The sequence below is a fragment of the Vandammella animalimorsus genome (genome assembly GCF_002285285.1).
GTDB classification, from domain to species: Bacteria; Pseudomonadota; Gammaproteobacteria; order Burkholderiales; family Burkholderiaceae_C; genus Lampropedia; species Lampropedia animalimorsus.
Map to the genome: position 1 here is coordinate 141,985 of NZ_NSJF01000002.1, position 12,114 is coordinate 154,098.

Annotated in this window: 9 protein-coding genes and 1 riboswitch; of the genes, 7 read left to right on the forward strand and 2 right to left on the reverse strand. The window is 68.2% G+C overall.

Features of this window, described 5'->3' with window-relative positions:
- The first annotated feature begins 24 nt into the window (after positions 1 to 24).
- Positions 25 to 1,008 (forward strand): PDR/VanB family oxidoreductase, encoded by a 984-nt coding sequence (locus tag CK620_RS04010; RefSeq protein WP_095549226.1) that lies wholly within the window; start codon positions 25 to 27, stop codon positions 1,006 to 1,008.
- Positions 1,009 to 1,220: 212 nt separating this feature from the next.
- On the opposite strand, the gene CK620_RS04015 is transcribed toward CK620_RS04010, so the two are convergent.
- The gene (locus CK620_RS04015) at positions 1,221 to 1,724 is read right to left on the reverse strand and encodes a DciA family protein (RefSeq protein ID WP_095549227.1); all 504 of its coding nucleotides are present in this window, start codon (positions 1,722 to 1,724) and stop codon (positions 1,221 to 1,223) included.
- A gap of 2 nt (positions 1,725 to 1,726) precedes the next feature.
- Here CK620_RS04015 and CK620_RS04020 point away from each other — a divergent pair, with 2 nt between their 5' ends.
- From CK620_RS04020 to CK620_RS04045, 6 genes are all read left to right on the forward strand, one after another.
- The gene (locus tag CK620_RS04020) at positions 1,727 to 2,695 is read left to right on the forward strand and encodes a M23 family metallopeptidase (protein ID WP_095549228.1); all 969 of its coding nucleotides are present in this window, start codon (positions 1,727 to 1,729) and stop codon (positions 2,693 to 2,695) included.
- A gap of 144 nt (positions 2,696 to 2,839) precedes the next feature.
- A riboswitch (cobalamin riboswitch) is annotated at positions 2,840 to 2,942 on the forward strand.
- A gap of 691 nt (positions 2,943 to 3,633) precedes the next feature.
- Positions 3,634 to 5,649 (forward strand): TonB-dependent receptor, encoded by a 2,016-nt coding sequence (locus tag CK620_RS04025; RefSeq protein WP_238946005.1) that lies wholly within the window; start codon positions 3,634 to 3,636, stop codon positions 5,647 to 5,649.
- Positions 5,637 to 6,710: an ABC transporter substrate-binding protein gene (locus CK620_RS04030; RefSeq protein ID WP_095549230.1), complete on the forward strand. Its 1,074-nt coding sequence runs from the start codon at positions 5,637 to 5,639 to the stop codon at positions 6,708 to 6,710. Before CK620_RS04025 ends, CK620_RS04030 begins: the two co-directional genes overlap by 13 nt.
- Before the next feature lie 5 nt (positions 6,711 to 6,715).
- Positions 6,716 to 7,792: a FecCD family ABC transporter permease gene (locus tag CK620_RS04035; RefSeq protein WP_238946006.1), complete on the forward strand. Its 1,077-nt coding sequence runs from the start codon at positions 6,716 to 6,718 to the stop codon at positions 7,790 to 7,792.
- On the forward strand, positions 7,783 to 8,634 hold the full coding sequence (locus CK620_RS04040) for a heme ABC transporter ATP-binding protein (RefSeq protein ID WP_095549232.1): 852 nt from the start codon (positions 7,783 to 7,785) through the stop codon (positions 8,632 to 8,634). Before CK620_RS04035 ends, CK620_RS04040 begins: the two co-directional genes overlap by 10 nt.
- Positions 8,615 to 9,457: a (2Fe-2S) ferredoxin domain-containing protein gene (locus CK620_RS04045; protein WP_095549573.1), complete on the forward strand. Its 843-nt coding sequence runs from the start codon at positions 8,615 to 8,617 to the stop codon at positions 9,455 to 9,457. The genes CK620_RS04040 and CK620_RS04045 overlap by 20 nt, the downstream gene beginning before the upstream one ends.
- A gap of 5 nt (positions 9,458 to 9,462) precedes the next feature.
- Here the strand turns inward: CK620_RS04045 and gyrB are convergent, their stop codons facing one another.
- Complete coding sequence (gene gyrB, locus CK620_RS04050; RefSeq protein ID WP_095542235.1) at positions 9,463 to 12,048, reverse strand: DNA topoisomerase (ATP-hydrolyzing) subunit B; 2,586 nt, start codon at positions 12,046 to 12,048, stop codon at positions 9,463 to 9,465.
- Positions 12,049 to 12,114 lie beyond the last annotated feature (66 nt).

The following is a 12,114-nucleotide window of genomic DNA, read 5'->3' on the forward strand; positions in this document are numbered from 1 at the left end:
GTCCTCGACTGAAAGAGTAAATGCATGAATACAGCCATTACTCTGCAGGCTCTGGTGTTTGCCATTCGGTACGAGGCGGAAGGCATCATTAGCGTTGAGTTGCGGCCGGCCGCCCCGGATGTGGTCTTCCCTTCCTTTACACCAGGTGCGCACATCGACCTGCACTTGGGCAATGGGCTAGTGCGCAGCTACTCGTTGTGTCAGCCTGTCAGCGCGGCTGATGCCCGTCATCCGTTCTATCGCGTTGGCATATTGCGAGATCGCGGTAGCCGAGGCGGTTCTCGCTGGGTACACGAGAGCCTGCGGGTCGGCCAGATCCTGACAATTTCTGCACCGCGCAACCATTTTGCATTGGCCGATGGTGCCCAGCACAGTGTGCTGGTTGCAGGTGGTATTGGCGTGACGCCTTTGCTGTGCATGCTGCGCCACCTTTGCGCCATGGGATGCAGTGTCGAAATGATCTATTGCGCGCGCAATCGCAACGAGGCGGCCTTTGTCGAGGAGATTGAAGGCTTGGCTTCAGCACATGGAGTGCACGTGCATTGGCACTTTGATCAGGAAGTTGGCCACCCGCCCGAGTTAGCCGAATTGCTGGAGGGCAAGGGTGGCGACACCCACTACTATTGCTGCGGCCCGGCGCCTATGCTCGATGCTTTCGAGCGGACGTGTGAGCAACTGGGGTATCCGCATACTCATATAGAGCGCTTCGTTGCCGCTGAACTACCGCCCAATGCGCAGGATGGTGCATTCGAGGTGTACCTGGAGCGCTCTGGCAAAACCGTGCAGGTACCCGCAGGTAAAAGCTTGCTCGACACGCTATTGGATGAGGGTATCGAGTGCGAGCATTCCTGCAAGGAAGGTGTATGCGGATCCTGTGAGGTCCGGGTGCTCAACGGTGAAGTTGAGCATTTTGATGGCATTCTGACCAAGCAGGAAAAGGAGTCGAATCAGGTCATGATGATTTGCGTCTCAAGGGCCAAGTCTCCCAAGCTGATCTTGGATCTTTGACTTTTTTGGGCTAGGGGTTGTTGAGATTGGGTTTGCGAAGCGGTTTTTCGAGGCAACGGCCGCAGAAGCAAGGCGAAAACGAGCGTAAGGTTGTATACCTTGCAAACGTTTTCAACATGGCAGCTGTGGAGTTTTGGCCGAAAACACCACCGCAACATTAAATCTCAACAACTCCTAGCAATTGATTGTCTCGGGGACGTAGGTGCCTCTGGTTATCTGCAAGCGTCCGGCGCGGGCAATTTGCTGACGCGCACGCGGATGGTTTCGATGCGGGGCATGCCTTCCTGCAAGGCTGGCCCTGGCTGGGCCAGCGCGTCGAGCAACAGCGGGCTGAGGTGGCGCAATTTGGCGGCGGCGGCCGGGTTTGGCACAATCAGGCACCATTCTTGGCCCAGCACTGGCCCCGCCTGCACGGCGGCGCGCAGCGCTGCGGGCAGATGGGGCGCAATGCATTGCAGCAGGCGGTGTGAGAGCTCGGCCTGCTGCGTCAATTGCGCCAGCAGCGGTGAGCGCTGCACCAGCGCGCCGATGTGCGTGCCAGCCGCGCGCTGGCACGCAGTCTGGGCTTCATGCCGGGGGGGCAGGGCGCGCGGCTTCGGGCGGTCGTTCTGCTCAGGCATGACTGCCCCCGTTTTCGTAATTTCCTCGCTCGCCGGGCAGGCGCGCCACAGCCAGGCGCTGCGGCCTGGCTTGACTTGGTTTTTGGCGGTTTGCACCCATGCAATTGATTATTACCGACGCCCGTTTGCGGCGCAGCTACTGCCTGAATTTCTCACTGACTGCGCTGGCGCTGGGTTTGGCAGCGCTGTTGCTGGCCGGGGCTGCCGGTTTGTTGCTGCGGCAGCACCAGCTGCACAAGGGCAGCTGGCGCGAGCAGGCCGGCAGCATCGATCGCTTTCTTGGCGTGGCCAGCCAGGCCAGCGAGGCCTTTGCCGCCGAGCGGGCGCTGATGCGCCAGAACATCGACGACATGGCGCGCCAGTTGGGCCAGATGCAGGCCCGGTTGTTGCAGCTGCAAGGGTTGTCCGGGCGCGTGGCCGATTTGGCGGGTCTGCCCGCGCCCGAGCCGGTTGCACCGGCGGCGCTGCTGGGCGCTTTTGATGGCGGCGCGGGCGGCCCGCTGGTGGGCGAGGTGCCGCTGCAGGCTCAAGAGCTGCGTCAGCTGCTGCAGCTGCTGGATACGCGATTGACGGCGCAGGCCGACTTCCTCGCGGCCGTGGAGGCGCAGCTCTTTTCCCGCTATTTGGCCCAGCGCATGATCCCCACCCAGACGCCTGTGCCCGGGCGCGTGGTGGGTTCGGGCTTTGGCCTGCGCATCGACCCCTTCAACGGGCGCAAGGCCCAGCACATGGGGTTGGATTTCCAGGCGCCGGCGGGCACGCCGATCCTGGCCGCCGCAGGCGGCATCGTCATCACGCACGAATACCACCACGCTTATGGCAATTTGCTGGAAATTGACCACGGCAACGGCCTGGTGACCCGCTATGCGCATGCCTCCAAATTGCTGGCGCAGCGCGGCGACGTGGTGCGCCGTGGCGAGACCATCGCAGAGGTCGGCAGCACCGGGCGCTCCACCGGCGCGCACCTGCATTTCGAGGTGCTGCACAACGGCCAGCAGCAAGACCCGCAGCGCTTTCTCAATGCCGGCCGCCGGGCCGATTGGTCTGATCTGCTGGCGCAGTTCTGAGGGTTGAGAGGACCTGCCCAAAGTCCTTGCACAGCCGGCAGCAAGGCTTTGAACAGGCCCCGAGCGCGTTTCACAGGGGTTGCGCGGCCGGGCCAAGCCGGTGCTGCGGCTATACTCGCGCCCGCCCTGCATGGCAGGGCGAACCAAACAGGTGCCGACGCGCGTGAGCGCGCCGGTTAAACGGGAACAGGGTGCAAAGCCCTGGCTGCCCCCGCAACGGTCAGCAAGTGACCGTGGGCAAGCCTTCTGCCTTGGCTGCGCCAAGCGCGCTTCTGGCTTGCCTGCCATTGCCTGGTTTTAGAACAGGTTCTAAGAATCTGTGGCGGGCCTGAAAGGGCCCGCCACGGTTGCCGTGGCCCGCCGCCCTCGTCACAAGGGTGGGCGGGCCAGCCACTGGCGCCCTGCGTGGCCGCATTCTGCGGTGTGCGAAGGCGTTGGGAAGGCCAGGCCCAGACAATGCGCCCCTGTGTGCCTGTCATGCAGCTGCGCGCTTGCAAGCCCGGATACCGGCCTGTCAGAGCCTGCGCAAAGTCTTGCCCGTAGGGCAGAGGTTTTGAGCAGGCTCCAAGCGCCCCGCACCGCCCATGGGATGGCGTGGGGCATTGCGCCCAACCACCGTCTGCGGGGATGCAGCCGAGGCGCTCAGACAGGCCCTGCAAGGGCGATCAGCCAGAGGCGGCGACCCGTGGCGCGCGTGTATGTGCGTTCTGTGGCCCCGTGGCGATCGCGGCGGCGCCTGCAGGCGTGTGCGGCATGCGAGGCAGGCGGTTTGCTCTGGCTTTGTCATGATTGATCGCACTCACACACCGTTTTCTCTTCTCTCGCTCTGGCCGACCCTAGGAGGGCGCTGCGCGCCCGCGCCCGCCCGCGCGCGTCTGCGTCTGACTGCAGCCGCTGTGCTGGGCAGCGCTTGCTGCGCATCCTGGGCGCAGCAGACCTTGCCCACCGTCGAGGTGCAGGCCCAGCCGCCTGCCAGCGCCCTGGGCCTGGCCCAGCCGTCGGAGTCGGGCAGCCGCACGGGCCTGAACGCCCAGCAGCTGCCTGCCAGCCTGGCTTCGCAGGACGAGCAAACCTGGCGCCAGCGCGGCGACCATGCGCTGGCCGACATCGTGGCGCGCACGCCGGGCATGACGCCGCAGGGCGCGCCCGGCAATGGCGGCATGGCCTTCACCACGCGCGGCTTCAGCGGCGTCAACAGCGTGGGCGTGGCCGAGGATGGACTGCGCCTGGGCGTGGCCTCGGGCACGGTGACTTATCCCAGCGACAGCTGGGGCTATGAGCGCATTGAGGTGCTGCGCGGCCCGGCCGCCACCGTCTATGGCGGCGGCACCGTGGGCGGCACCATCAACGCGGTGCGCAAGCAGCCCAGCCGCACGCGCGGCCACGAGCTGTTGCTGGGCGCTGGCCAGCATGGCGCGGTGCGCGCCGGCCTGGGCGCTACCGGCGCGCTGGGCGAGCAGTTCAGCTACCGCCTGGATGTGTACGGCCACCGCGCCACCGGCCAGCGCGAGCTGGGCCGCAGCAGCGGCGGCAAGTTAATGAGCACGCTGCGCTGGCAGCCCGATGCGCGCTGGCAGGTCGATTTGCTGGCCGATCTGAGTATGGACAAACCCGAGCGCTACTTCGGCAGCCCGGTGCACGATGGGCGCATTGTTCCTGGCCTGGAGCAGCGCAACTACAACAGCGAGGACAGCATCGTGCGCTACGAGGACCGCCGCCTGCGCGCCCGTGCGCAGTGGCAGGCCCAGGACTGGCTGACGTTGCGCAACGAGCTGTACCGCTTCAGCGCGCACCGCCACTGGAAGAACATCGAGAGCTACCGCTACGAGCCGCAGACGGACACGGTGGCGCGCAGCAGTTACCTGGAAATCGGCCACGACATGGGCCAGCTGGGCAACCGCCTGGAGGCCGTTCTGGAACTGGGCGCGCACCGCGCCGTGGCCGGCTGGGAGGTCTCGCGCACCGACTTCACGCACACCAACAACGCGCCCTATGGCGGCAGCTCCACGGTGCCGGCGCGCTGGCCGCAGCACGGCTTCTGGCACAGCCCCGATCCCACGCTGCCCAAGTTCGATACCCGCACCACGGCTCACGCCTTCTACCTGGAGGACGCCTGGCAGGTGCAGCCGCGCTGGCTGGTGCTGGCCGGGCTGCGCCGCGACGTCTCGCGCTATTCGCGCCATGAGCGCGTGCGCGGCACGCCGTTTGACAAGACCCTGGGCGGCACGGCCTGGCGCCTGGGCCTGACGCACCAGCTTGGCGCCGGCACCAGCCTGTACGGCCAGTTCTCACAAGGGCACGACCCCATCACCAGCATGCTGACGCTGAACCTGGCCAACCGCGACTTCAAGCTCAGCACGGCGCGCCAGCTGGAAGTGGGCCTGAAGCAGCAATTCGGCCAGGGCCTGGGCGAGTGGACGGCGGCAGCCTACCGCATCGAGAAGAAGGACATCATCACGCGCGATGCCGACAACCCGCGCCTGTCGGTGCAGGGCGGGCGGCAAAGCGCCAAGGGCCTGGAGCTGCAGGCCGTGCTGCGGCCGCACCCGCGTTGGCAGCTGGAGGGCAACTGGGCCTGGGTGGACGCGCGCTTTGACGAGCTGCGGGCCTCCAACGGCGAGGATCTGAGCGGCAAGCAGCCGGCCAACGTGCCGCGCCAGAACGCCAACCTGTGGAGCCACCTGCGGCTGGGCCAATGGCATGGGCAGTGGCAACTCTCGCTGGGGACGCGGTACGTGGGCGCGCGCTTTGCCAACAACACCAACACCGTGCGCACGCCCGGCCACACCGTCTGGGATGCCGCGCTGGCCTGGCAACTGCGGCCCGGCGCGACCGTGCGCCTGCAGGCGCGCAACCTGGCCGACAAGCAGTACACCAACCGCGCCATCTCCGGCTCGCAGGCCCTCCTCGGCGGCGCGCGGCGCTTTGACCTGACGGCCGAATGGATGTTTTGATATCGCCTTCGGCTGAAAAAACCAGGCCAGCCGGCGCCTGGCGCGCAGCGCGCACCCTGGCGCTGCTGGGCGCGCTGGCGCTGGCCGCATGCGGCCAGCAGCCAGACGGCGCGGCGCAGGGCCAAGCACAGGGCAAGGTGCAAGCCAGCGCCGCCCCGCTCACGGCCGTGGCGCCAGTGACCGTGCAGGTCTGCGGCCAGAGCGTGACCTACGACAAGGTGCCGCAGCGCGCGGTGACGCACGACGTCAACCTCACCGAGATGTTCCTGTTCCTCGGCCTGGGCGACCGCCTGGTGGGCTACAGCGGCCTGCGCGACAGCAAGCGCGTGGCGCCCCAGTTCCAGGCTGCGCTGGCGCAGGCGCCCAACCTCTCGCCGCGCGGCATGAACCTGGAGCGCATCGTTGCCGCCGAGGCCGACTTCGTCTTCGGTGGCTGGAGCTACGGCTTTCGCGATGGCGGCGTCACGCCGCAGTTGCTGGCCGAGCTGGGCATTGCCAGCTACGTGCTCACCGAATCGTGCATCCGCAAGGTCGCGCGCGAGCGCGTCTCGCTGGAGGACACCTTTGCCGACATGCTCAACCTAGGGCGCATCTTCCGCATCGAGGCCCAGGCCCAGGCGCTGGTGCAGGCCCAGCGCGAGGAGCTGGCCGCCACCGTCGCCGCCGTGCAGGGCGTGGCGCAGCGCCCGCTGGTGTTCGTCTACGACAGCGGCCAGGACGTGCCGCAGACCGCCGGCCGCTACGGCATGCCCCACGCCATGATCGAGGCCGCCGGCGGGCGCAACCTGTTTGCCGACATCCCGGCCAACTGGCCCAAGGCCAACTGGGAGGACGTGGTGCAGCGCAACCCGGACTGGATCGTCGTCATCGACTACGACCAGCCCGACGCCCAGGGCAAGATCGACTTTCTGCTGGCCAAGCCCGAGCTGCAGCACGTCACGGCCATCCGCCACAAACGCTTCATCGTGCTCGACTACGCCGAGGCCACGCCCGGGCCGCGCAACGTCGCGCGCGTGCGCACCCTGGCCCAGGCGCTGCACCCGCAGCGGTTTGGGCCTTGATGGCCATGGTTCTGCATCGCCTGCGCCCCCGCGCCTGGAGCCGCTGGCTGCTGTTGCTGGCCGCGCTGCTGCCCGTCTCGCTGACGCTGGCCGTCACGCTCGGCCCGGTGCCCATTGCCGCGCCCGATGCCTGGGCCATCGCCGCGCACGAAATCGGCCGCGCGCTGGGCCTTCAGCTGCCGCGCGGCGCCTGGAGCGAGGCGCAGCGCCAAATCGTCTGGCAGCTGCGCATGCCGCGCGTGCTGCTGGCCGGCGTGGTCGGCGCCGGTCTGGCCGTGGTCGGCGTGAGCATGCAGGCCATGGTGCGCAACCCGCTGGCCGACCCTTATCTGCTGGGCGTGTCCTCGGGCGCTTCGCTGGGCGCAGTTGGCGTGCTGGCGCTGGGCCTGCTGGGCGCGGCCGGCGGCCTGGCACTGCCGCTGGGCGCCTTTGGCGGCGCGCTGGCCGCCTGCGTGGCCGTGTACGCGCTGGCCCATGCCCAAGGGCGGCTCTCGGCCACGCGGCTGGTGCTCGGCGGCGTGGCCATCGGCTACTGCCTGGCTGGCCTGAGCAGCCTGATCGTGCTGACTTCCGACCAGCGCGACCTGGCCGGCGCCGTCATGGCCTGGACGCTGGGCAGCCTGGCGGGCACGCAATGGCACGAGCTGGGCCTGCCCAGCCTGGTGCTGCTGCTGGGCACGCTGTGGCTGGCGCTGCAGGCCAAGGCCTTGAACGCCTTGCTCACCGGCGACGAAACCGCAGCCACGCTGGGCATCGACACCACGGCGCTGCGGCGCCGGCTGTTCGTGGCCGTCTCGCTGCTGACAGGCGTGATGGTGGCCGTCAGCGGCCCGATCGGCTTCGTCGGCCTGGTCGTGCCGCACATCACGCGCATGCTCGTGGGCGCCGAGCACCGCCGCGTGTTGCCCGTGGCGGCGCTGCTGGGCGCGCTGTTTCTCATCTGGGTCGATGCCTTTGCGCGCCTGGCCTTTGCGCCCACCGAAGTGCCCGCTGGCGTCATCACCGCGTTGCTGGGCGGGCCCTTCTTCGTCTGGATGCTGCAGCGCGATGGCCGCCGCGCACAGGGGGCGCCATGGAGCTGAGCGCCCAGCGCCTGAGCTGGCAGGCCGCTGCGCGCCACATCGTGCGCGAGGTCAGCCTGCAGGTGCACAGCGGCGAGATGGTCGGCCTGCTCGGCCCCAACGGCAGCGGCAAATCCACGCTGCTGCGCATGATCTACCGCACCTTGCCGCCCAGCAGCGGCCAGGTGCTGCTGGGCGGCTGCGACCTGTGGCAGCAAACGCCGCGCCGCGCCGCCCAGACCATGGCCGTGCTGGCACAGCAGGGCAGCCCGCCCTTTGCGCTGAGCGTGCACGAAGTGGTGCTCATGGGGCGCATCCCACACCAGCGCCCGCTGGCGCGCGACAGCGCCCAGGACCTGCAAATCGTGGCCCAGGCCCTGGCGCGCGTGGGTGCCCAGGCGCTGGCGCAGCGGCGCTTCGACACCCTCTCCGGCGGCGAGCAGCAGCGCGTGCTGCTGGCGCGCGCGCTGGCCCAGCAGCCGCGCCTGCTGGTGCTGGACGAACCCACCAACCACCTGGACGTGCGCCACCAGTTCGAGCTCATGAACCTGCTGCGCAGCCTGCGGCTGAGCACCCTGGCCGCGCTGCACGACCTGCAACTGGCCGCGCACTACTGCGACCGCATCTACCTGCTGCAAGGCGGCGCCATTGCCGCCCAGGGCCGGCCGGCCGAGGTGCTGAACGCCGCCACCATTGCCCGCGTCTATGGCGTGCCCGCCCAGGTGCGGCCCAACCCGCGCACCGGCAAGCCGCTGATCGAATTCCTGCCCGATGACTTGCCAGGTGCCTTGTCCGGTGCCTTGCCAGGCGCCCCATCCGATGAGCCCACAGAACCGCCAGCCCATGCCCCCGATCGATGCTGAGCCGCAGGCTGCGGCCCAGGCCGCCAGCCATGCCTGCACTGCCAGCCATGACCCGCGCCCGCTGGGCGTCATCGTGCTCGGCCGCGGTAGCAGCGGCGCGGCCGCGCGCGAGCAACTTCAGGCCCTGGCCGAACCACTGCGCGCGCTGCTGCCCGAGGCCCGCATCGTCATCGCCTTTGCCGACCGCGCCAGCCCCTCACTGCCCGAGGCCCTGACGCAATGCCTGCCCTGTCGCCAGATCATCGTGCAGCCGCTCTTTCTGCCGGGCGAGAACGCCTTGCTGCGCTGGCTGGAAAAAGTCGCCCAGCGCTGGCGCCACCAGCAGGCCAGCGGGGCAGAGGCCCTGGCGGCGTTGCCGCCCATCGTCTTTGCGCCCGGCATCTGGCAGCAAGCGGCCCTGCCTGAGCTGTTGGCGCGCCAGATCGACCAGGCCCAGGCCCTGCCCGACGTCACCCAGACCACGCCCGAGCGCTGGCAGCACGACCCGGCGGCCTGGTCCACCATCCCGCCGCACCAGCGCCACGCGCTGCTGTGCCTGGGCCCGCGCTGCACCGCGCTGGGCGCGGCGGCGCTGTGGCCGCAGCTGACCGAGCGGCTGCGCGCCTGCGGAAAGCTGCAGCGCGGCGTCATGGCGCTGCAAACCAGCTGCCAATACCCCTGCAACCACGGCCCGCTGATGATCGTCTACCCGGATGGCATCTGGTACGGCCGCCTGGACGAGGACGCCATCGCCCACATCGTCGACGAGCACCTGCAGCACGGCAGACCACTGGCGCAATACCGCATCCACCGCACCGGCCAGGAGCCGGCCGGCGACGCTTGAGCCAGTTACACGTCGATATTGGCCGCGCGCAGGGCGTTGGCTTCGATGAAGTCGCGGCGCGGCTCCACCTCGTCGCCCATGAGCATGGTGAAGATGCGGTCGGCCTCGATGGCGTCCTGGATTTGCACGCGCAGCAGGCGGCGCACGGCCGGGTCCATGGTGGTTTCCCAGAGCTGCTCGGCGTTCATTTCGCCCAGGCCCTTGTAGCGCTGGCGGCTGGTGGTGCGCTCGGCCTCGGCCAGCAGCCATTGCATGGCCTGGTGGAAGCTGGCCACCTCCTGCTCTTTCATGCGCTCGCCCTCGCCGCGCTGCACCTTGGCGCCTTCGCCCAGCATGCCGCTGAGGGCCTGGGCGGCCTGGGCCAGGGTGTGGTAGTCGGCGCTTTTGGCGAAGTCCTGCGGGATGAGGCTGCTTTTGATGTTGCCGTGGTGGCGGCGGCTGATGCGCAGCACGGGTTTTTCGGTGCGCGGGTCGATCAGGGCCTCGACCTGCGCCTGCTCGGTGACGCGGGTGCGGTCGCTCAAATGCTGCTGCAGCGCGGCGGCGGTGTGCTGCATGTCCTGAAGGGTGTCGGCGCGCAGCGGCACGCCGTCGGCCAGGGCTTGCAGGGCCTGGCCGTCCATGTAGGTGGACAGGCGCAGGATGGCGCCCTGGGCTTTTTGGTAGGTGGCGGCCAGCTTTTCCAGCGCCTCGCCCTCGATGGGCTGGGCGCCTTCGCGCGGCAGGATGCGCGCGTCGCGCAGCGCGATGCGGGTGAGGAACTGGTCCAGCGCCTGGGCGTCCTTGAGGTACAGCTCCTCTTTGCCTGCCTTGACTTTGTACAGCGGCGGCTGGGCGATGTAGATGTGGCCGCGCTCGACCAACTCGGGCATCTGGCGGTAGAAGAAGGTCAGCAGCAGGGTGCGGATGTGGGCGCCGTCCACGTCGGCATCGGTCATGATGATGATGCGGTGGTAGCGCAGTTTGGCAGCGTCGAAGTCGTCTGCGCCGCCCTTGCCGTCCTCGCCCACGGTGCGGCCAATGCCGGTGCCCAGGGCGGTGATGAGGGTGAGGATTTCATTGCTGGAGAGCAGCTTCTCGTAGCGCGCTTTCTCGACGTTGAGGATCTTGCCGCGCAGTGGCAGGATGGCCTGGAACTTGCGGTCGCGCCCTTGCTTGGCGCTGCCGCCGGCGCTGTCGCCCTCGACGATGTAGATCTCGCACAGGGCGGGGTCTTTCTCCTGGCAGTCGGCCAGCTTGCCCGGCAGGCCCATGCCGTCGAGCACGCCCTTGCGGCGCGTCATCTCGCGGGCCTTGCGCGCGGCTTCGCGGGCCTTGGCGGCCTCGACGATCTTGCCGCAGATGAGCTTGGCGTCGTTGGGCTTTTCCAGCAGGAAGTCGGTCAGCGCGCGGGCCACGATGTCTTCCACCGGGGCGCGCACTTCGCTGGAGACGAGCTTGTCCTTGGTCTGGCTGCTGAATTTGGGCTCGGGCACCTTGACCGAGAGCACGCAAGACAGGCCTTCGCGCATGTCCTCGCCGCTGACTTCAACCTTGTCCTTCTTGGCCAGGCCGTTTTCCTCGATGTATTTGTTGATGACGCGGGTCATGGCCGCGCGCAGGCCCGTCAGGTGCGTGCCGCCGTCGCGCTGCGGGATGTTGTTGGTGAAGCACAGCACGGTTTCGTTGTAGCTGCTGTTCCACTGCATGGCCACTTCCACGCCGATTTCCGTGCCGGGGATGCCGCCGTAGCTGTCGGCCGGGCGGCTGCCGCTGGCGTAGAAGGTGGTGGGGTGCAGCACCTGCTTGCCTTTGCTGATGAACTCCACAAAGCCCTGCACGCCGCCGCTGCCGGCGAAGTCGTCCTCCTGGCCGGTGCGCTCGTCCAGCAGGCGGATGCGCACGCCGTTGTTCAGAAAGCTCAGCTCGCGCAGGCGCTTGGCCAGCACCTCGTACTGGAATTCGTTGTTCTGCTGAAAGATGTCCGTGTCGGGCAGGAAATGCACGCGCGTGCCGCGCTGCTCGGCCGGGCCGATGATGCGCATGGGTGAGACCTGCACGCCGTCCACGACCTCGATCTGCCGATCAAGCAGCTTGCCGCGCGAGAAGCTCAGCTCGTGCTGCAAGCCCTCGCGCGAGACGGTGACGGTCAGCGAGGAGGACAGCGCGTTCACGCAGCTCACGCCCACGCCGTGCAGGCCGCCGGAGACTTTGTAGCTGTTCTGGTTGAACTTGCCGCCGGCGTGCAGCTCGGTCAGCGCGATCTCGGTGGCTGAGCGCTTGGGCTCGTGCTTGTCGTCCATCTTGATGGCCGTGGGGATGCCGCGGCCGTTGTCCTGCACGCTCAGCGAGCCATCGCCGTGGATGGTGATGAGGATGTCGTCGCAGTGGCCCGCCAGGGCCTCGTCGATGGAGTTGTCCACCACCTCGAACACCAGGTGGTGCAGGCCAGTGCCATCGGAGGTGTCGCCGATGTACATGCCCGGGCGCTTGCGCACGGCCTCCAGCCCTTCGAGGATCTGGATCGCGCCGGCGTCGTAGTCCGAGGGCGGGGCCGGGGGCAGCACGCCTTCGAGCGTGTCGGCGGGATCGGGGCGCTTGGCGTCGGTCATGAAAATTCCTTTCTCTGGCGGCAGGCACGCGGCGGTGGGCCCAAAACGCCTGCTGCACCATGGGTG